18 protein-coding genes are annotated in these 19565 nt (G+C 67.9%); 10 read left to right on the forward strand and 8 right to left on the reverse strand.

What is annotated here, in order from left to right:
• Nucleotides 1-58 precede the first annotated feature (58 nt).
• On the forward strand, nucleotides 59-1894 hold the full coding sequence (locus tag AB0I12_RS42290; protein ID WP_359942078.1) for an AMP-dependent synthetase/ligase: 1836 nt from the start codon (nucleotides 59-61) through the stop codon (nucleotides 1892-1894).
• A gap of 103 nt (nucleotides 1895-1997) precedes the next feature.
• Here AB0I12_RS42290 and AB0I12_RS42295 read toward each other — a convergent pair whose 3' ends face one another.
• The 4 genes from AB0I12_RS42295 to AB0I12_RS42310 form a co-directional block, all read right to left on the reverse strand.
• Nucleotides 1998-2675 (reverse strand): IMP cyclohydrolase, encoded by a 678-nt coding sequence (locus AB0I12_RS42295; RefSeq protein ID WP_359942081.1) that lies wholly within the window; start codon nucleotides 2673-2675, stop codon nucleotides 1998-2000.
• A 104-nt stretch (nucleotides 2676-2779) separates the two neighbouring features.
• The gene (locus AB0I12_RS42300) at nucleotides 2780-3226 is read right to left on the reverse strand and encodes a deaminase (RefSeq protein ID WP_359942084.1); all 447 of its coding nucleotides are present in this window, start codon (nucleotides 3224-3226) and stop codon (nucleotides 2780-2782) included.
• The gene (locus AB0I12_RS42305; protein WP_359942087.1) at nucleotides 3223-3909 is read right to left on the reverse strand and encodes a dihydrofolate reductase family protein; all 687 of its coding nucleotides are present in this window, start codon (nucleotides 3907-3909) and stop codon (nucleotides 3223-3225) included. The genes AB0I12_RS42300 and AB0I12_RS42305 overlap by 4 nt, the downstream gene beginning before the upstream one ends.
• Nucleotides 3906-4841 (reverse strand): hypothetical protein, encoded by a 936-nt coding sequence (locus tag AB0I12_RS42310; protein WP_359942090.1) that lies wholly within the window; start codon nucleotides 4839-4841, stop codon nucleotides 3906-3908. The genes AB0I12_RS42305 and AB0I12_RS42310 overlap by 4 nt, the downstream gene beginning before the upstream one ends.
• Before the next feature lie 227 nt (nucleotides 4842-5068).
• Here AB0I12_RS42310 and AB0I12_RS42315 point away from each other — a divergent pair, with 227 nt between their 5' ends.
• The 3 genes from AB0I12_RS42315 (at nucleotide 5069) to AB0I12_RS42325 (ending at nucleotide 6589) form a co-directional block, all read left to right on the forward strand.
• Nucleotides 5069-5329, forward strand: coding sequence for a hypothetical protein (locus AB0I12_RS42315; RefSeq protein ID WP_359942092.1), 261 nt, complete (start codon nucleotides 5069-5071; stop codon nucleotides 5327-5329).
• 68 nt (nucleotides 5330-5397) lie between these two features.
• A complete protein-coding gene (locus AB0I12_RS42320; RefSeq protein WP_359942161.1) occupies nucleotides 5398-6180 on the forward strand; it encodes a DNA/RNA non-specific endonuclease in 783 nt (260 codons plus the stop codon).
• A gap of 85 nt (nucleotides 6181-6265) precedes the next feature.
• Complete coding sequence (locus AB0I12_RS42325; RefSeq protein WP_359942095.1) at nucleotides 6266-6589, forward strand: hypothetical protein; 324 nt, start codon at nucleotides 6266-6268, stop codon at nucleotides 6587-6589.
• A gap of 87 nt (nucleotides 6590-6676) precedes the next feature.
• Here AB0I12_RS42325 and AB0I12_RS42330 read toward each other — a convergent pair whose 3' ends face one another.
• The 3 genes from AB0I12_RS42330 to AB0I12_RS42340 form a co-directional block, all read right to left on the reverse strand.
• Nucleotides 6677-7570, reverse strand: a complete 894-nt coding sequence (locus tag AB0I12_RS42330; protein WP_359942098.1) for an MBL fold metallo-hydrolase — start codon at nucleotides 7568-7570, stop codon at nucleotides 6677-6679.
• 104 nt (nucleotides 7571-7674) lie between these two features.
• A complete protein-coding gene (locus AB0I12_RS42335; RefSeq protein WP_359942101.1) occupies nucleotides 7675-8352 on the reverse strand; it encodes a Crp/Fnr family transcriptional regulator in 678 nt (225 codons plus the stop codon).
• Between the two features lie 17 nt (nucleotides 8353-8369).
• Nucleotides 8370-9719, reverse strand: coding sequence for an amidohydrolase family protein (locus tag AB0I12_RS42340; RefSeq protein WP_359942104.1), 1350 nt, complete (start codon nucleotides 9717-9719; stop codon nucleotides 8370-8372).
• Between the two features lie 120 nt (nucleotides 9720-9839).
• Between AB0I12_RS42340 and AB0I12_RS42345 the strand changes: the two genes are divergently transcribed.
• From AB0I12_RS42345 to AB0I12_RS42360, 4 genes are read left to right on the forward strand one after another with little or no spacing between them, the layout of a single operon-like run.
• Nucleotides 9840-10100: a hypothetical protein gene (locus AB0I12_RS42345; RefSeq protein WP_359942107.1), complete on the forward strand. Its 261-nt coding sequence runs from the start codon at nucleotides 9840-9842 to the stop codon at nucleotides 10098-10100.
• Between the two features lie 9 nt (nucleotides 10101-10109).
• On the forward strand, nucleotides 10110-11168 hold the full coding sequence (locus AB0I12_RS42350; RefSeq protein ID WP_359942110.1) for a serine protease: 1059 nt from the start codon (nucleotides 10110-10112) through the stop codon (nucleotides 11166-11168).
• The gene (locus tag AB0I12_RS42355) at nucleotides 11165-12262 is read left to right on the forward strand and encodes a hypothetical protein (protein ID WP_359942113.1); all 1098 of its coding nucleotides are present in this window, start codon (nucleotides 11165-11167) and stop codon (nucleotides 12260-12262) included. Before AB0I12_RS42350 ends, AB0I12_RS42355 begins: the two co-directional genes overlap by 4 nt.
• Complete coding sequence (locus AB0I12_RS42360; RefSeq protein WP_359942116.1) at nucleotides 12259-14946, forward strand: AAA family ATPase; 2688 nt, start codon at nucleotides 12259-12261, stop codon at nucleotides 14944-14946. Before AB0I12_RS42355 ends, AB0I12_RS42360 begins: the two co-directional genes overlap by 4 nt.
• A 245-nt stretch (nucleotides 14947-15191) precedes the next feature.
• Here the strand turns inward: AB0I12_RS42360 and AB0I12_RS42365 are convergent, their stop codons facing one another.
• The gene (locus AB0I12_RS42365; protein WP_359942119.1) at nucleotides 15192-15677 is read right to left on the reverse strand and encodes an MFS transporter; all 486 of its coding nucleotides are present in this window, start codon (nucleotides 15675-15677) and stop codon (nucleotides 15192-15194) included.
• A 176-nt stretch (nucleotides 15678-15853) separates the two neighbouring features.
• Between AB0I12_RS42365 and hemW the strand changes: the two genes are divergently transcribed.
• Nucleotides 15854-17080 carry a radical SAM family heme chaperone HemW gene (hemW, locus tag AB0I12_RS42370; protein WP_359942122.1) on the forward strand — a complete coding sequence of 409 codons (1227 nt, stop codon included), beginning with the start codon at nucleotides 15854-15856 and terminating at the stop codon, nucleotides 17078-17080.
• 99 nt (nucleotides 17081-17179) lie between these two features.
• On the forward strand, nucleotides 17180-19564 hold the full coding sequence (locus tag AB0I12_RS42375; protein ID WP_359942125.1) for a polysaccharide lyase 8 family protein: 2385 nt from the start codon (nucleotides 17180-17182) through the stop codon (nucleotides 19562-19564).
• Nucleotide 19565 lies beyond the last annotated feature (1 nt).

The raw sequence follows: 19565 nt of genomic DNA on the forward strand, positions 1-19565 counted from the left end.
TCAGGACCAGCGCCTTGCGAATACTCTCCGGTTACTTGACCCCCATTGGAGGCCAGTTATGAAGCCTGTTGCCGATTCCGGACAACTCGCGCTCCTCAGCAACCGCAAGGGCACCATGGCCCAGATGTTCCTGGACCGGGTGTCGGCGACGCCCGAGCGGGAGGCGTTCCGGTTCCCGCGTGGAGAGCAGTGGAAGTCGGTGACCTGGCGGGAGACCGAAGCACTGACCCGCCGGCGCGCCGCCGGCCTGATCGCGCTCGGCGTGCAGCCCGAGCAGCGGGTCGCGATCGCCTCGAGCACCCGGATCGAATGGATCGAGTGCTACCTGGCCGCCGTACTGGCCGCCGCCGCGACCACCACGATCTACCCGTCGACGATCCCGGCCGACGTGGCGTTCATCGTGGCCGACGCCGACGTCCAGGTGGTGTTCGCCGAGGACGCCACGCAGGTGGACAAGCTCCGCGCGCACCGCGCCGAGACGCCGTCGCTGCGCAAGGTCGTGCTGCTCGACGGCACGCCGCTCGAGAGTGACGGCGACTGGGTGATCGGGCTCGGCCAACTGGACATGCTGGGCGACACCTACCTCGCCGAACACCCGTCGATTGTCGACGATCGGATTGCAGGCATCACCCCGGACACGTTGTGCACGTTGATCTACACGTCCGGCACGACGGGGCGCCCGAAGGGCGTGCGGTTGCCGCACTCGGTGTGGACGTACGAGGGCGCCGCGGTCGAGGGGATGCGGGTGCTGTCGCCGGACGACCTGCAGTTCCTGTGGCTGCCGTTGTCGCATGTGTTCGGTCAGGTGCTGGTCGCCGTCCAGTGCCAGATCGGATTCGCCACCGCGGTGGACGGGCGGATCGACAAGATTGTCGACAATGCGGCTGTCGTCCAGCCGACGTTCATGGCCGCGGCGCCGCGGATCTTCGAGAAGGCGCACGGGCGGATCGTGACGATGATGCAGGCCGAGGGCGGCGTCAAGGCCAAGATGTTCGACTGGGCCTTCGGGGTCGGCGCGAAGGTTTCCGCGGTCCGCCAGTCCGGCAAGGAGCCGAGCGGCCTGCTCGCGGCACAGTTCGCGGCGGCCGATCGGCTCGTCCTGTCGAAGATCCGGGCCCGGTTCGGCGGGCGGATCCGGTTCTTCGTGTCCGGGTCGGCGGCGCTCGACAAGAAGCTCGCGGAGTGGTTCCACGCGGCCGGGTTGCTGATCCTCGAAGGGTACGGGCTGTCGGAGACGGCGGCGGGGTCGACGTTGAACCGGCCCACGCAGTACCGGCTGGGCAGTGTCGGGCCGGCGTTCCCCGGGACGCAGTTCAAGATCGCCGAGGACGGCGAGATCCTGATCAAGGGCGACGGCGTGATGAGCGGGTACCACAACCAGCCGGAGCAGACCGCCGAGGTGATCGACGCCGACGGATGGTTCCACACCGGCGACATCGGTCACTTCGAGGACGAGTTCCTGTTCATCACCGACCGGAAGAAGGACCTGTTCAAGACGTCCGGCGGCAAGTACGTCGCACCGCAGGCGATCGAGGGCCGTTTCAAGACGATCTGCCCGTACGCGAGCCAGTTCGTCGTCCACGGCAACCGGCGCAACTTCGTCTCCGCCCTCGTCACCCTCGACCCCGACGCGATCCAGGGCTGGGCCAGCGCGAACGGCCTGGGCGGCAAGCCGTACGCCGAGATCGTCACGTCGGACGCGGCCCGCGCCATGGTCCAGGGCTACGTCGACGAACTCAACGCCGGCCTGAACCGCTGGGAAACCATCAAGAAGTTCACCATCCTCGACCGCGACCTCACGGTCGAGTCCGGCGAAATGACCCCCAGCCTCAAACTCAAACGCAAACACGTCGAGACCCAATACTCCGACCTGCTGGACAAGATGTACGAGTAAGCGGGCGGTCCGCGAGTCGTGAGATTCGGCTGTCCGAGCCGACCAATATCCACGACTCGCGGCTCGGCTCGTCCGCCAATCGCCACGACTCGGCGATGAGCAGTCAGGGTGTTCTGGCCCGGGCTGCCTCGGTGAAGGTGCTGGTGTCGAGCCGGACCGTGATCGCGGCGACGCGCAGCGACGGCTGCAGGGATTGCCAGAGGAGGTCGGTGATCTCGGACCAGGGGAGTGCGATCGCCGTGACCTCGGGGTGGCCGTTGACGACGACGTTGTCCGCAGTGCCGGCGTAGGTCGTCGTGGTGAGGGCGGTGCCTGGTGCGATGCGAGCGGCGTACAGCGACGGATGCTCGGTGAGCTCGGGCGCCCCGTCGTACGGCCGCGCGGCCCCGATCACCACATCCGTGAGCCCAGCGGACGTGAGTGTCGCGCCGGCAGTGATGCGCGGGGTGCGGATCGGCGGATCGGGCTCGTAGGTCAACCCGCGCAGCGCGACCTGGAGATCGGGTTGCCGGGCTCGCGCGGCAGCCAACTCACCCACCTGCGTGCCGTTCCCGACGATGACCCAATCGTCCCCACGGGTCGCCGCCGTGTAATGGCGGAGATCGTCGACCGGCCCGCCGGACGTGTCCCGCACGATGATCTCGCGCTCGCGCACGACGAGCTCACGAGCCTGCGACGCCGCGGACCGCCCGGTCAACCAGTACGAGAAGAACGGCGCCCCGTCCACATCCCGCCCAATGGCAAGCCCGCGCCCCGGGTACTCGACCCCATCCCTCAGCATGGCCGCGAGCATACGCGCGCCCCGGAGCGCCGACGGTCTTGACTGCCGGGTTTGAATTGGGATCAGGATCGACCCGCCACCGACCTGAGTCTGATGTCACACTTCTACAGGACGTGCGCGTTGAGCGCCCGAACCTGGTCGGCGAGGTCTGACAGCTCGACCACGTCGGCACCCGCCGCCGACAGGAGTTCGGACCCTTCGCAATCGACGAAGACCAATGGCTCGCGCCAGGCAAAGACGACCCGGCGGATTCCGGCAGCGAGGATCAACTCTGTGCAGGTTCGCGGACGAGAGGCGCGCTTGCTGCAGGGCTCAAGGCTGGAGTAGATCGTCGCCTCGGCCAGACGGGGATCGGCTGCAGAAATCTTGCTCAGAGCAATCTCTTCGGCGTGGTCATGCGGGTCAGTCTCGCGCGAGTAGCCCGTTGCGAGAACCTCTCCTGTGATGTCGACGACGATCGCACCCACCGAGAACGCAGTGGATGACGGCGGGCACTGGAGGGAAAGATCGATCGCCTGCTGGAGCCAGTGGTGGTCGGTGATGTCCGTCAACGGCTTGCCTTCCTGGGCAAATAGCGGAGCAGAACCACGTCGCCGATCTGCTGCACGTCGGCAAGCTCCATTCGATTCGCCGGACCCTGCGGAAATCTGGCGTCACCTACGAACCTCGGGGCGTTGCTGTCGCCGACGAAGAAGGGAGCCACGACGAGGTGAATCTCATCGGCGAGGTCGGCAGCCAAGAACTGTGTGTGCATCGTGCCGCCACCCTCGACCATGAGGCGCTGCACGCCTCGCTGGGCGAGATCGTCGAGGACGTACCCCAGATCGACCACGGGTCCGGCGTCGACGACTGTGCTGACTTGCCCGACGGAGTCCAGGGCATTCGCCGCCGTCGCAGTCGGGACGTACACGACCTTACCGACGTCACCTGTGCTGAAGAACTTGGCCGATGGATCGAGGTCGCCGGTCGCGCTGACCGTCACCTTGAGAGGCGACTCCGGTAAGCCGCGGTCCATACGAGCCTTGCGTCGGTCGTCCGAGCGTACGAGAAGGCGCGGGTTGTCGCGACGGATCGTATTCGCGCCGACGAGAATGGCATCCACGCCGGCCCGTACCTCGTCGACCCGGTCGAAGTCCTCGTCATTGGAGAGCAGCAGGCGCTCACCGGTGTCGTCGTCGATGTAGCCGTCGACGGACGCCGCCACCGACAGCATTACGTAGGGCCGCTCAGTCACGCAGGTTCTCCTTCATCGGCATCAATGAGCTTCTCGATCGAGTACACGAAATCATCAGTCAGCTGCTGGACGGCATCGGGCGTGGCCCCGTCGCCGATCTCGGCACATCGGGCGAGACTGTCCCGCATCTCGCCGTGTGTCCATGCCGCCGCCCGCAGGCTGCGGAATGCTTGATGATAGACAGCCTTCGCTGAGCCGCCGCTTGCGCCGAGAGGCAAGACCTTCTTGCCCATCGACAGTGCGATATCCGCCTCTGCCTGGGTTCCGCTGCCGCCTCCGACGACGACGACGTACTCTGCGTCGAGGATCACGTTCCGTCGACCGAAGATCGCAACAGCGCCTCGGAGACCAGGCGGCTGGTAGTGATCCGCGATGTGCGTGATCACCTCGATACCGATGCCGATCGGTCCGTGATTCACGAGCAAGCGGCGGATCATCACCAGGCGCGCCAGAGAGCGCACAGCGGCGTCGATCACGGTAGAACTTGTTCCGGGCGCCCTGCTCCCGCAGATTGCGATCCTGGTGCTTCCCGAGTCCGATCCGTCCACTCGCCTACGCACTTGCTCGGTCACCGCGTCGCTGTTTCGAGTGAGTTCGCGTTCGTCGCGGACGGACGAAACCAGGGCATCAGCAGGTGCGAGCCCCATCAGGATCCGCCCCTCGTCGGGCATGCAGAGCCCTTCGGCGATGCGGGTCAGCACGTTGATGTCAGAAACCTGACCGTGCCGGGTGCCCCTGATCCAGTTGGACACATCCGAGCGGTCATGTTCGGTCACCAGCGCGAGTTGAGTCTGGGTGCAGTCCGTGAACTCTGCCAGATACCTGCGGAACAGCTCGGCCACATCGCGCCGTGCCAACGCGACCTGTACGTCGCTCCTGCGCCAGAACGACGCCGGCACGGTGCCGGGATCAAACAGTCGCCGACGAGTCACAGCCCTCCCGAGACGTGGATCCTTCCCGACAGAGCGTAACCGTCTGCTGCTTGATGTGGGACGAGTCCACGGACTGAGTCAATTTCATCCCTCGTCCCCGACCGTGACCATGAGAGTCGGGAGCTCGAGCGCGACGAGCGTTCAGCAGCCACTCAACTAAGCAGCGGGGTCGGCGTGTCGGTCCTGACGCCCGCGTCGGCCCCGCGTTCCATCGGTGAGGAAAACTCATGTCCGTCGTACAGCAGTTGAAGGAACAGTTGCACCACATGTCGCTCGAAGCCAACCGAGCGGCGGGTGGGCTTGGTGGCTTCCAGAACAACTTCGCGCAGAGCAGTGCACAGGTCCAAGCGCTGATCGCAGGTTCCGCGACCAGGGCTGACAGGGATATCTCCGAACTCCTCGATGCGGCCGCCAAAGCTGTGGGCGATGCCGTCCAGGCGCTGCAGATAGCCGCGGCGGGCTGCGCTAGTTATGCGAACCAGATATAGCTTCGGTGCCGTCCGAATTGCAGCGCGTCGCGCTCGCGCTGGTCGACTGCCTCGATCGGGTGCCGACGATGGCCGGGTATCTCCAGCGCCTCGCACGACAGTGCCGGGACAACGCGTCATTCATCGCCGACTTTTCAGCGAGTAATCCAGCAGCGCGGCAGGCGGTGTACCAGTTCGCAGCGGCTGCGGACGCCTGCGATCGCGCAGCTCACCTGGCAGCGGCTGCGCCTCCGCGAGCCCGAGCTTGGGCCGACCAGATGGTCACTGGCGTCCGTACGTCCGCACCGGCCGATGGTCGAAGAATCCTCGGTACGTCGCTCGCCCCCGAGACGACGAGAAAGGTCATCGAGCTGTCGACGACTGATCCCACCGACAAGGACCTGCTGAACCGGCCGCCACCGGACAGCACGATTCGTGTCGACGAGCGGTTCACGTACGAGACGGACGGCGCCGGCCGGGTTGTGCGCGCCAAGGCGACCCTTGACGTCGTCGACCTGAAGCACCCACGAGACACCTCAGCGCAGCGCAAGTTGGACGACAAGCTACCGGGAGATCACGCCGGGCACATCTTTGCCAGGATCTTCAAGGGACCGATCGGCAAGATGAATCTGACGCCGATGGCCGGGAATTCGGTGAACCTGAGCGCGTACAAGCGGGCCGAGAACGCTTGGCGCGCGGCGCTCGAGGCCGGATCCGAGGTTGAGGTCCAGATTGACCTGGTGTACCGCACTGACAAGAATCGTCCCGATCTGATTGCGGTCAAGTACTCGATCGACGGTGTCGTCACTCAGCAGACCATTCGCAACTCACCGCGCCGCCGTAGACAAGGAAGTAGTGATGTCGGTTCCTGATCAAGCGAGTTTGGAGACGGTGGGTGCAGCGGTGCTGCGGGTTGTGCCTGAGGGGTGGGCGAGGGCTGTGCTGAAGGTGTCGGCGGTGGCTGCGACGATGGAGACGCAGTTGGCGGTGGAGATGCTGGACGGGGCCGTCGAGGCTGGGGAGAGTATTGACGTCGAGGCGCAGATGGCGTGTGACGATCTGCGCGACGTCATGTACGAGGACGGCGTGGGGACCTGGTACAACGCGACGTTCACGGTGACCCCGGACGGGAGTCTCGTGACGGAGTTCGACTACGACAACCCGCCGTTCGGCGGCGGTGGGGACGACGATCTGCTCGTGGACGATCAGCATGCGTACCCACGGGACGCCGAGCACCTGCCGACCTGGCATCCGGCGAACGACGGCTCCCGACCGGCCTGAGCCTGGGCTCAGGCGTTGGTGATGGATTGGCCTTGGCCGATCATTTGTTCGGCGATTCGGTCCACGGCGTGGGAAGGGCTCGGAGCTTCAGGCCGGGCGGCGGGAGCTGTTGATCAGGCGTTGGGTTGCTGTTGGGTCGTGGGCGGGGAGGATGACCAGGCCTGGTAGGTGTTCGGCGAGGGCGAGGACCTGGTCGGTGGTTCGTCCAAGTTCGCCGCGGTCGCCGACGCCTGGGAGTTGGCGGCGTTCGAGCAGGCCGGCTTCGTAGGTGAGGTCGCCGACCATCAGGAGTGGTGGCAGGTCGCGGCGCCGGACGAGCATCGACATCGAGCCGGGTGTGTGGCCGGGCGTCGGCAGCAGGACGATCGACCCGTCGCCCATCACGTCGTACATCTCGGTGAACGGCGCCAGGCCGGGATCGTCGGTCGGTGTGAACCTGACGTGCTTCCAGCGCCGGCCGGGTACGTCGATGTGCGCGCGGAGGAAGCCGCGCGCCTCGGGGGAGAACCCCGACAGCTCGGCCCACTCGGCCGGGGTGATCAGGAGGTCGCCGCTCAGCTGCGGGATACCGCCGATGTGGTCCTGGTGCAGATGGGAGATGACCGCCTTGTCGACGTCGTTCACGGAATACCCGAGCGTGCCCAGTTGCGCGTCGAGGGTCTCGTCCGCGCCGATGTGGAACTTGGCGAGCCGGTCGTACACGACGCCGCTGAATCCGCCCGGGAAGTACGACGGGTCGGTCACCGAGGCGCGGTCCTGTCCGGTGTCGAACAGCACCAGCCCGTTGGCGTGCTCGACCACGTACACGTTGATCGGGCGGGGCGGCAGCCACCGGCGGGAAGTGAGCAGCCACCAGTACAGCGGCTTCTTCGTGCCGTGGGCGTGTTCGGGATGGATCTCGACGCTGCCGGTGCTGATGACCGACACAGCGCGGACCGGATCTTCGGTGCCGGCGGGCAGTCTGATCGCTTGCGTGGACATCTGAACTCCCTTCGGGCCCCGACGGATTCGGGGCCGAGGAGATCAGTCTTCGCCCGGCGGCGCGGCCCGTCTGTGACTTTTGTCGTCCGCGGAAGTTGCCGTGGTCACTCCGGATTCCACGTCTGGTCGTGGAGCCCGGTCGGGTCGAGGATGTGCACGGTGTCGGCCGCGGTCGCGACCAGGCCGGCCTGCCGGAACTCCCGCAGTACCCGGGCCACCACTTCACGGACCGAGCCGACGGCGTCCGCGAGTTCCTGCTGGGACACGTGCGCAGCGAGTTCGCCGCGCGGGCTCTGTTGTGTGGATGCCAGGTCGAGCAGGTGTGCGGCGACCCGCTGCCGCACCGTGCCGAACGCATTCACCGCGGTCTGCCGCAGGTTCTCGTACAGGCGACGGCTCAGCTCCTCCGCCAACGCCCACCCGACGCGGCTGTCCGTACGCGCAGCGGCCGTCAGCAGACCGGCGTCGATCCGAAACAGAGTTGAATCCGCCAGCGTCTGTACGCCGACATTCGCCGGCCCGCCGACGAGTACCGCGATGCCGAGCACGTCGCTGATCCGCGCGTACCGCACCGTCACCTGGCGGCCCTCGGGCGACGACATGAACACCCGCAGCAACCCACGAACGACGAGCACCGCCTGTGGAGCCGCGCCCTCCCGGTACAGCGTGCTACCCGCGGGGTAATCGGCCCGCCGACCCGACGCGACCAACCGCCCGGTCAGCTCCTCCGGCAACCCACCAAGAAAACTGCCCGCCATCGCAGCAGCCACGTCCACAGCCACCCGTCAAGCATGACAGCTCACGGGGAGTCGGACTCCGTCGCAAGCCAAGCGGGTGGAGTTGCGCCGTACGTCGTGTAGCGCTCGCGGACGCGTTGGTTGTTCTCGTTGGTGGGATCGTCGAAGCCCAGGAAACTCAGGGCCGCGCTGCCCATGAAGCTGTCCAGGTGGGTCGGGAACTTGGCGAGGTACGCGGCGCGGACCCTGGTCAGGAAGTGCTCGAAGTCCAGGTGGCTCGCGACCATGTACCAGTCCGAGCCGAACATGAATCGCCGTCGCATCTCCTGCTGTGCGGTGAAGATCTGGTCCAGAACCTCGATGGTGTCGTCCAGGTCGTCCAGGTCGTGGTTGCCGATGTCGGCGTACAACCTCGGATGGACGCTGGTGAGCTCGGCGATCCTCCGCGGCCAGTCGGGTCGGCCGTTCCATCCGAAGTGACCGAGGTTCAGCCGGAGACCTCCCCATTGCTCCAGGACCGTGGCCCAGCGCTCGGGGCCCGAGAAGTCCATGTAAGCGCGCTTCGCGAACTGGGTCGGGTTCCCGTGAGCGGTGATCGGGACGTCGTGCTCGGTGCACCAGTCGTAGAGGTTCGCCAGCGCGTCGTCGACGCCCAGGGCCTGCTCCGCGCTCATGCCGGGGACGCCGGCCTGCCGGTTGCGCCAGGGGAGGAATCCCATCGGCGGATACATCTTGACGCCGATGCACCCGAACTCGGTCACGGCTTCCTTCACCAGGGCGACCGCGCCGAAGCGGCGCGGATCAAACCCGACGAACGGCAGCACCTGGGCGCCGAGCTGCCCGAGGATGCCCAGCCGGCTGATCTTCTCCTGGAGTTCCAGTTGCTGCAGCGGACTGGTCTTCGGACTGTCGTCGAGGCCTTGGAGATCGACGAGCATCGGCGTGAACAGGTCGACCTCGGGATAGGTCTCGATCAGCGCTCTCGTCAGCGCCAGCCGGTTCTTGCCGAACAGCGCGACCCAGCGCAGATAGCGCCGAAGATCGTCGAGGCCGCCGAGGAACGACTCGTCCCCCGAGCCCGGCTCGCGGCCGTCAGCGGCCTCGGCTCCGGCAGCCGCCCCGAGACCCGGTTGCTCGCGCTCCAGCCTGGCGAGCAGAATCTCGCCGTCCGCGGCCGCCTGGCTCACCGCGGATTCCTCGGCTCCTTCGTCTTCCCCGGGCCCGGACTCGATCAGCCGGTCGAGCTCGGCGATCTCTTCCGCGCCGGAGGCCATTGCCCGGGTGATGTCGGCCAGCGCCCAGGCAAGGGCTCTCGCGAGCTGGCTGCGTTGCCCGGCCACAGCCTTGACGAACCCCTTGACCGGGAGGTCGTCCCCGTTGAACGTGTGGCAGTGAATGTCGACGACCGTCACGGCTCCCCCTCGTCGATCGACCCCTGCCGCCATGATGCTCCGCGGACCCGCAAGACGTAAGAGCGCAGCTGGTGACAGTACGTGACGAGCGTTGCTATCTTGGGCTTGGGGGTGGGGGACATGACGCTGCCTGAGCACGAGATTCCCGCAACACAGCGGAAGAAAGAGGGCGACGAACTGGCGCCCGCGGACATCACGCCGGTCAACCGTCCGGTCTACATGCTGGTGATCGGCGGGTTGCTGCTCGCGCTGATCGTCGGCATGGTCGGCTGGCTCGTCCTGGTGCTGAGCGACAAGACCATGCCGGAAGGACTGGCCGTGCTGCTGGGGTCCATCGGCGGCGCACTGGTCGGTGTGCTGGCGAGCACGAGCAAGAAGTAGGTCCCGGGCATGGCCGATCATCCGCTCGACCGCTACCCGTTGCCGTTCGGCGATCCCGTCGTACAGAACGTCCTGCGCACGCTGACCTCGGTCTACCGGCGGTACAAGGAGATCGCCGAGGTGGTCGACGACGTTGGCATCGACGGCGGCGAGATCGACTTCGACGGAGCGGGGCAGTCGATCTGGCGTTCCGTACTGAAGGAAGCGGCCAGGACCGGGCAAGTGCGGCCGTTGCTGGAGCACGTCGCCGGGAAGCAGCCCCGGCTGGCGCCTGCGCTGGCCGACTCGCTGGCGGCGAACCCGGCCAGCCCGCCGGCCGAGGAGGAGAACGATGACGGCGGCCCGCCGTGGAAGGGGTTCAGCGGGGACGCGGGCGCCGAGCGGCAGATCGTCGAGGGCCAGAACACGTTGCTCGACATCGCGTTCCTCGAGGTCGGACTCGACCGGGCCCGGTCCATCTGCCTGCTCAAGGTGAAGATCGGCAAGAAACGGTACGTCGGAACGGGTTTCCGGATCGGTGCGGACCTGATCCTGACCAACCATCACGTCGTGTTCCAGGAGATCGGCGGCGTCCTGACGGCGGCATCCGAGATCGAGGCGTGGTTCGGCTGGGAGCTCGACCGGGCCGAGGTGCCGAGGCAGCCGTTCGTCGTGGCCTGCGACGCCGGCTCGGTGACCGCGGGCGCCGACCGGGACTGGGCGGTGCTGAAGGCGATCACGCCGATCCCGCCCGGGTTCCCGGCGCTGTCGATCGCCGCCGCGACGGTCGACCTGGCCGTCGACGACCGGGTCTACATCATCCAGCATCCGGGTGGCCGCCCGAAGATGATCGGGATGCACCACAACCTGGTGCGTTCGGTGGACGATTCCGTAGTCCAGTACTGGACGGACACCGAGGGTGGATCGTCGGGCGCACCGGTGTTCGACGAGGAGTGGAACGTCGTCGCGTTGCACCATCGCTGGGTCGAGCGGGAGATCGACGGCAAGCCGGAGTACCGGAACCAGGGACAGCGGATCGACCGAGTCGTCGCTGACCTCGCGGCGGCCGGGGTGCAGGGGGTGTCATGAGCGGGCAGCTGTGGATCGAGGTGTCCACGGATGAGAAGGACGAACAAACCACGGCGCTGGCGATGTTGCTGGCGGAGCTCGTGCGGTACCGGCGGGACGTCGAGAAGGAGCTGGAGTCGATCGACGAGATCGACGTCGCCGACATCTACTGGGACGAGCAGTTCCAGGCCAAGGCGTTCTGGACCGGGTACGTCCTGGACCTGCGCCGCGGCGGACGCCTGCGGTACGTCGTCGCGCACATGGCGGACCGGTACCCGGCGCGGCGCGAGGACCTCGAGTACTACCTGAAGCTCAAGCTGACCAAGCGGGGCACGGCCTGGTACGAGCCGCCGGATCCGCTCGACGCGATGTTCGTCGGCTCGGGAATGTCGCAGCCGATGATCAACCGCGGCAAGCTTCGCGCCGAGCTCAGGAAACTGAACAAGGAGGGCTTCCGGACGCTCAACATCACCGGCGGGTCGGCCTCGGGCAAGACGTACTCGTACCAGCTCGTGCAGGTGCTCGCGCGGTCGGAGGGCTTCCCCGTGCTGTTGATCGACGTCGCTGAATGGGGCACCGAGCGGTTCGGCGCGCTCGAGTTGGCGCAGCGGCTCGCGGGTCACTTCAAGTTCGCCATCAGCGCGGACGTGGTCGCCGACGTACCCGATCCGCACACCCGCGCGCGGCTGCTGATGAACGAGTTGCGGGACAACTTCCCGCCGGTGCGGTCACCGCGCTGGATCGTGATCGACGGACTCGACCGGGCCAACGTCGATCCCGACGCGCGCGGGCTTGTCGAGAAGCTGCTGCACTCCGTCGACGTCAACGCCGAGCTCGGTGAGGTGAAACTCGTGGTCACCGGCTTCGACGGCCTGGTGCCGCCGCAGACCCGCAAGGAGCCGATCAGCCCGATCACGCGTCCGGACGTCCGCCAGTTGTTCGCGGTGGCCGCCGCGCACCTCGGCTATCCGGCGACCGACGCCGAGCTCGACGGCTGGACCTCCCAGGTGTGGGACGGACGCGACCCGGTCGCGGACGAGTTCGCGCTCGCCGGCGAGACGATCTACGGGATCGCGCGGGAGACCATCTGCAGCTTGATCGGACAGAGCGCATGACCAGCCTGCCGGAGCCGCGCACGGCGGCCGGCCGGGCGGTCCGGAGCCGTCGTACCCACCTGATCCAGCCGCCCAGCCCGCGGGAGCTGCTCCGGGCTCAGGCCGCCGTCCTGGTCTGGTTCGATGCCTGGTGGCTGGACGTTCCGGGCGAATCCGACGAGGTCGACGAGGTGATCAGCGAGTTCCTGATCGAGGACTGCCGCCGAGTGCGCGGGCCGGACGGCGCCGCGCACTGGGCCCTGGTCGATTCGGTACGCCGACGGACCCTGCGAGACCTCGGCCCGAAAGGTGCCGCCGATGCGCTCCGCCGTACGACGATCAACCCGACAGGGCCCGCGCAGAGCGCCTTGTCCCGCGCGATCGACCCGACGCCGACGGCGGACGGTGAGCCGCCGACGCTGGAATCGCTGTCGGCGGACCTGCAGGTCGCGCGCTGGCTCAGCGACGCCTTCCCGGCCGCCCGGAACGTCGAGGCCATCGAGGCGGCCCTGGCCCGGGAGGAACTGCTCGCCCCGCTGAAGACCTTCGGCGCCCACGGCTTCTACGGACGTACGACGGAACTCGGGTTGCTCCAGGAGCACCTGTTCAGCGGCACGCGACCGCTGGTGATCTCGGGTGTCGGCGGGGTCGGGAAGTCGACACTGCTGGCGAAGTTCATCACCGGGCGGACGGACGGGCTGTTCGCGTACCTCAACTTCGACCGGGGCGCGCTGGAGGCCGACCGGCCCGCCCAGCTGATGTCCGAGATCCTGCGTCAGCTGACAATCCAGCAGCCGGTGCTGTCGGAGCGACTGCGGCCGTTGATCGACGATTTGCGGGTTCAGGAGAACACCGACGAGGAGACCCTCGGCCTCAGCTCGCACGCGTCGGCGCCGACGAGCAGCACCCGGTTGTCCCGGAGTCTGATCGCGCGGGCCGCCAAGCTCATCACGCCGTACGTCAGCGGCGGGCTGCTCGTCGTACTCGACACCTTCGAGGAGGTCCAGCGCCGCCGGATCACCGATCTGTACGTGCTGAAGGACTTTCTCGACCAGCTACTGCGCCTGATCCCGATGACAAGGATCGTGATCGCGGGGCGGGCGCTCGACACCGGACTGGGTGCGGAGCTGGACGCCACGGTGATCTCGTTGACCGAGCTGGACCACACGTCGGCGGTACAGATGATCCTCGACGCGGACGGGGTGGCCGCATCGGTGGAGCTGGCCGAGCGGACCATCGGACTGGTCGGTCGCAACCCGTTGAGCCTGCGCCTTGCGATCGAGATCCTCCGGGTCAGCCAGGCCGATGATCCGCTGCTCGACCTGGAGCTGCAGGAGGGCCAGATCCAGGGCGTCCTGTACCGGCGAATCCTGATGCACATCGACAACCGGGAGGTACGCCGGATCGCGCACCCCGGACTGGTCGTCCGGGTGGTGACGCCGGACGTCATCCGGCACGTCCTGGCCAGACCGTGCGGTATCACGGTGAAGACCGACCGGCACGCGAACGAGCTGTTCCGGCAGCTGGAGCGGGAGGCGACGCTGGTCACGAGCGACGGCCGTTCGCTGCGACATCGCGCGGACGTCCGGAAGCTGATGCTGCCGAAGCTCCAGCGGGACCAGAAGCCGCAGGTCGCAAAGATCCACCGGGCCGCGTACAGATATTACGCGCGGCTGCGGGGCCCGGCCGCTCGGGCGGAGGAGCTGTACCACCGGCTGATGCTCGGTCAGACCGGCAGTACCCTCGCCGCCCACTGGGACAAGGATGCGCTGCCGTCCCTGCTGGACTCGATCGACGAGCTTCCCGCGCGCGGCCAGCAGTACCTGTGGGCACAGGCCGAGGGGCGGATCAGCCTGCCGGACGAGATCATGCGCGAGGCCGACGACCAGACCTGGGCGGCCGCGACGGCGCCCCTGATCGCCGCCGAGTTGCGCGCCGGCCGGCCCGAGGTCGCGCTCGATCTGGCGCATCAGCGTCGCGGACCGAACGGCGAGTCGCTGGTGCCGTCGGCCGAGGTGGAGGCGCTCGAAGCATTCCGTCAGTTCGACGAGGCCTTGCGGGTACTGCGGGGCGCCCGGGACGCGGCGTTGCGCCGGCGGCGGTCGGAGGAAGCGGTCAGCCTGACACTCGACGTACTGCGCGTGCTCGAACGGATGCAGCGGTTCCCCGAAGCGGTCCATGAGGCCTCCGAGCTCCGTGACGCGCTGCGGGCGGGGTACGGCGAATCCGCCCTGGACTATCTGGTCGCGACCACGAGCTATCTGCGGTTGCTGCGCCGCAGCGGCCGGCAGGACAGCCCGGAGTACGCCGAGGGCGTCGCGGACGCGGTGCAGAAGGCCGAGAACCTCACGCTGCGGGAACTGGGCAGCCGTCCCGGCCTGACCCGCGAGTTGCTCGCCGAGATCGGAACCGCCTCCGAGAAACTCCTCCGGTTCGGGATCGAACAGGTCGGCGTGGCCCGTGGACAGACCGAACGGCTCGACTCCGAGCTCGCCAAGGTGGATGCGACGACCGGCTCGGGCCCGTACGACGACGAGGACGACGACGCCGAGGACGGGGACTACGACGACGAACCGCTGGTCGAGCCGCGGAGCCGAACCGCGAGCAAGGTCGCGGAGTACCTGAACGAGGTCGGACCCGACGACGACCTGTCGCACGCCATCTCGGAGAGCTGGCAGGTGGAGACGGACGGGCTCTACTCCTGACTCGCCGCGAGTGCGGCGTGTTGCCGGTGGTGAGGGAATGGCCTTGGTCGATCATTTGCTCGGCGATGCGGTGGACGGCGTGGGAGAAGGCTTCGGAGTTGTCGGGGTCCCAGTCGATGAGGCGGGCAAGCATCCAGCTGCGGAAGGCGCCGACGAAGCGCTGGAACATCTCCAGGCCTCTGCGGCGCTCAGCGGCAGGCCGGACTCGGCGAGTACTTCGGGTGCCGGGTTGCGCTTGTGGTGCCCTAGGACGAGCGCGGCCGTTGCCGCCCCAGGTCGTCACCAGCGTCAGCCCTGTCGCGGCGAGACCGATGAACAGGATGCCGAGGTAGTCGACCGTCGGCCCGACCTTGGCCTTCACCGACGGAAGGGTGATCGAGGCAACGATCAGCACGAGGACACCGAGCGGCAGGTTGACCCCAGAGCATCGAGTCGGCCATCCCGCACAGCGCGGAGCCGGCCGGGAACAGCGCGACGCTGAGCAGGAACATCGGCTTGCGCCCGTACAGGTCGCCGAACTTCCCGATCAGCGCGGTCATGATCGTCTCGGCGAGCAGGTACGACGTGACCACCCAGGACAGGTGGTTGGCGCCGCCGAGGTTGCTGACGATGGTCGGCAGCGCGGGCGCCACGATCGTCTGGTCGAGGGCCGCGAGCAACATTCCGAGCATGATCGCGACCACGAGCGCGTTCCGGGTGGCGCGTCCGACAGGCTGAGCCTCGGTCGCCATGAGCTGAATGTCATCGTTGCAGCACTGTCCGCTACCGCCGCGCTCGGCGAGCTGGTCAAGGAACATGAGGGACCGAAGGACAGGAGGTGTCCGCTTGTTCGCGGGTGGCTTGAGCGTGGCGATCGCGACGAAGGTGGAGGACCACCTGTCCTTAGGTACCCCCGTACGATGGGTGGGTGCCGTCGACATTGCCCGAGGGGGAGGTTGCGCCCCGGGACGGGGCGCTGCCGGACGCTGCCGTCCGTGAGGCGGCGGAGCGGCCGCTGGGGTTCTACCTGCACGTGCCGTTCTGCGCGTCGCGCTGCGGGTACTGCGACTTCAACACCTACACCGCGAAGGAGCTGGGCGGCGGTGGGTCGCAGGCGTCGTACGCCGAGACCGCGGTCGCCGAGGTCCGGCTCGCCCGAAGCATCCTGCAGGACCTGGACCGGCCGGTCGAGACGGTGTTCTTCGGAGGCGGTACGCCGACCCTCCTGCCCGCCGCGGATCTGGGGAAGATGCTGGCCGCGGTGCGGGACGAGTTCGGTCTGGCGCCGGGCGCGGAGGTGACGACCGAGGCCAACCCGGAGTCGGTGGATCCGGCCTACCTCGAGGCGTTGCTCGAAGCGGGGTTCACGCGCGTGAGCTTCGGCATGCAGAGCGCGTCGTCGCACGTCCTGCGGATCCTCGACCGGCAGCACACGCCGGGGAGAGCCTTGCAGGCGGTGAAGGAAGCGACCGCGGCCGGCTTCGAACACGTGAACCTCGATCTGATCTACGGCACCCCGGGTGAGTCGCTCGACGACTGGCGGGCCTCGCTGGAGTCGGCGCTGTCGGCGCAGCCGGACCATGTCAGCGCTTATGCCTTGATCATCGAGGACGGTACGCAGCTCGCGCGGCGGATCCGGCGGGGTGAGCTGCCGATGCCGGACGACGACGACCTCGCCGACAAGTACGTGCTGGCCGACGAGTTGCTGTCGGCCGAAGGCCTGCGGTGGTACGAGGTGTCCAACTGGGCCCGCAGTACGGCGGCGCGCTGCCGCCACAACGAGCTGTACTGGCGCGGCGACACATGGTGGGGGATCGGCCCGGGCGCGCACAGCCACGTCGGCGGGGTGCGCTGGTGGAACGTCAAGCATCCGACCGCGTACGCCGAGCGGATCAACGCGGGTGAGAGCCCGGCCCACGCGCGCGAGACCCTCGACGAGGAGACCCGGCGGATCGAGCGGGTGCTGCTCGAGGTCCGGCTGTCGGCGGGGCTGCCGCTAGCTGTGCTGGACGCGGCGGGGCGTGCTGCCGTGGACGACGTCGTCGGCAACGGCCTGGCGGTCGTCGAAGGCCGGCAGGCGGGCGACGAGCGGCTCGTGCTGACCGATCGCGGGCGGTTGCTCGCCGATGCGGTGGTCCGCGACCTGCTGCCGTGAAAGTGATCAGAACTGATCACAGTGAGCTGTTGACGACTGTTGTGAGCAGACGGCAGGCTGTGCGGTAAGCGTTTACTACTGCCGCCCGAGGAGTCCGCGATGCCGCCCTTCATCCGTCGTCGACTGTTGCTTCAGGCCGGGCTCGCCGCCGGCGCGCTCAGCACGCTCGGGCTGCCCACCCGCGCGTTCGCCGAGGACGAGTTCGACGTCCTGCGGGCGCGCTGGGCCGAGCTCAGCACCGGTGGCGCGATCGACGAGGCCGATCCGGCGTACGCCGACGCGCTCGCGAACCTGAGCTCGCAGGCCCAGCAGTTCGTCGACACGATGATCACCGCGGCCGACCGGCCGGCGCTCTGGCCGGACCTGCCGCTCAGTCCGAGCAGTGGCAACTTCAGCATCAGCTACACCCGCCTGAAGACGATCGCGCTGGCGCGTGCGACCGCCGGGACCACGCTGACCGACGCCGGCTCGCTGCTCAGCGGCGCGCTCGACTTCCTGAATGCCAAGGCGTACAACGAGACGCTGAAAGAGACCGGGAACTGGTGGTTCTGGGAGATCGGCTCGCCGCGCGCTCTGCTGGACACCTGCATCCTGGCGTACGACGTGCTGTCGGCCGACCAGCTCACGAAGTACCTGACGGCCGTCGACCGGTTCGTGCCCGATCCGAACCGGCGGACCAACGCGCCCACGCTCCGCGAGACCGGCGCGAACCGCGTCGACAAGGCGCTGATCGTCGCGCTCCGCGGCATCGTCGGCAAGTCGGCCGCCAAACTCGCCGCCGCCCGTGACGCGCTCAGCGACGTCGCCGAATCCGGGAAGAACAGCGTCTTCACCTACGTCACCAGTGGCGACGGCTTCTATCGTGACGGCTCGTTCGTCCAGCACGGCAACCTCGCGTACGTCGGTACGTACGGCAACGTCGCGCTCGGCGGAGTCGCGAACCTGATCGCTTTGCTCGGCGGCTCCACCTGGGAGATCGCGGACCCGAACCGCGCCGTACTGCTCGACGCCGTCGAGGCCAGCTTCGCCCCGTTCGTCGTCGACGGTCTGATGATGGACTGCGTGTCCGGCCGGGCGATCTCCCGCGAACGCGCCGGCGACCACCGCAACGGGCATGGCACGACGTCGACCGTCCTGCTCCTCGCGAGCGGCGTCGCCGAGCCGTACGCGTCTCGCTACAAGGCCCTGGCCAAGGGGTGGATCACCCGCGATCGACTCGACGACTACCTGCCCGGCGCGTCGATCCCCGAGATCTCCCGGGCGAAGGCGCTGCTCGCCGACGCCGCCGTCACGCCGGCGCCGGCCGTGCCGCGGCACGTCCAGTTCTACAACCAGGACCGCGTCGTGCACCGCCGTCCGGGCTGGACGTTCGCGATCGCGATGTCGTCGAAGCGCATGGCCCGCTACGAGTGGGGCAACGGCGAGAACCTCCGCGGCTGGTACGTCGGCGACGGGATGACGTACCTGTACAACGACGACCAGTCCCAGTTCAACGACGCGTACTGGCCGACGGTCGACGCGCAGCGCATGCCGGGTACGACGGTCAGCACGCAGCCGCGGCAACCGGGTGGGTCCGGCAGCGGCACCGGGACGGTCGCGGCGTACGCCGAATGGGTCGGCGGAGCGTCGTACCGGGGCGTCGCCGGTGCGGTCGGCATGCACCTGATCAACCACGACAAGACCTTGCAGGCAAGGAAGTCCTGGTTCTGTCTGCGGGACTCGATCGTGGCGCTCGGCGCCGGGATCAGCGGCACCGACGGCTACCCGGTGGAGACGATTGTCGACAATCGGAATCTCCACGAGAACGGGACGGCCGCGCTGCAGATCGACGGGCGGCCGGCAGCGGACCAGACGTACTCAGACCCGGTTTGGGCCCACTTGGACGGCGTTGCCGGCTACGTCTTCCCGGCCGGTGGTCGTCTGCGGGTGCAGCGTGAGGACCGGACCGGGGCCTGGTCCGAGATCAACGTCGGCAACGACACGGCTGGCTCGACCACGCCGTACACCCGCCGCTACGCGAAGCTCGTCCTGGAGCACGGAACGGACGTCGGCTCGTACGCGTACGTGGTGTTGCCCAACGCAACCAGCCGGCGGACGGCCGAGTTGGCGGCCGATCCCGGGATGACGATCCTTGTCAACAATCCGAATGTCCAAGCCATTCGATCCCACCGCGAGAACCTCGTGCTGGTGAACTTCTGGACCGCAGGCTCCGTGTCCGAGGTGCCGGGCGGCGCCGGAGCGCCTTCGGTGGCGTGTGACGGGCCTGCTTCGGTGGTGATCGGCAAGGAGGGACCGACGACGACTGTCGCGGTGTCCGATCCGAGCCGGACCGCGCAGACCGTCCGGCTGACCGTCGATCGGCAGGTCGGCGAGGTGATCGCGAAGGATCCGGCGGTCACGGTAGTTGCTGCTGGCAAGCAGCTTGTCCTGGACGTCGCGGTCGGCGGCACCAAGGGTGCCACCCACAGCGTGTCCTTCCACTGAG

Origin of the sequence: Kribbella sp. NPDC050459 (assembly GCF_040655315.1) — a bacterium.
Taxonomy (GTDB): Bacteria; Actinomycetota; Actinomycetes; order Propionibacteriales; family Kribbellaceae; genus Kribbella.

Excerpts from the sequence above, each read along its gene's own strand:
- AB0I12_RS42290 (WP_359942078.1), top strand. The coding sequence starts at position 59 with ATGAAGCCTGTTGCCGATTCCGGACAACTCGCGCTCCTCAGCAACCGC.
- AB0I12_RS42295 (WP_359942081.1), bottom strand. The coding sequence starts at position 2,675 with ATGCTGAGGGATGGGGTCGAGTACCCGGGGCGCGGGCTTGCCATTGGG.
- AB0I12_RS42315 (WP_359942092.1), top strand. The coding sequence starts at position 5,069 with ATGTCCGTCGTACAGCAGTTGAAGGAACAGTTGCACCACATGTCGCTC.
- AB0I12_RS42320 (WP_359942161.1), top strand. The coding sequence starts at position 5,398 with ATGGCCGGGTATCTCCAGCGCCTCGCACGACAGTGCCGGGACAACGCG.
- AB0I12_RS42330 (WP_359942098.1), bottom strand. The coding sequence starts at position 7,570 with ATGTCCACGCAAGCGATCAGACTGCCCGCCGGCACCGAAGATCCGGTC.
- AB0I12_RS42345 (WP_359942107.1), top strand. The coding sequence starts at position 9,840 with ATGACGCTGCCTGAGCACGAGATTCCCGCAACACAGCGGAAGAAAGAG.
- AB0I12_RS42350 (WP_359942110.1), top strand. The coding sequence starts at position 10,110 with ATGGCCGATCATCCGCTCGACCGCTACCCGTTGCCGTTCGGCGATCCC.
- AB0I12_RS42355 (WP_359942113.1), top strand. The coding sequence starts at position 11,165 with ATGAGCGGGCAGCTGTGGATCGAGGTGTCCACGGATGAGAAGGACGAA.
- AB0I12_RS42360 (WP_359942116.1), top strand. The coding sequence starts at position 12,259 with ATGACCAGCCTGCCGGAGCCGCGCACGGCGGCCGGCCGGGCGGTCCGG.
- AB0I12_RS42365 (WP_359942119.1), bottom strand. The coding sequence starts at position 15,677 with ATGGCGACCGAGGCTCAGCCTGTCGGACGCGCCACCCGGAACGCGCTC.
- AB0I12_RS42375 (WP_359942125.1), top strand. The coding sequence starts at position 17,180 with ATGCCGCCCTTCATCCGTCGTCGACTGTTGCTTCAGGCCGGGCTCGCC.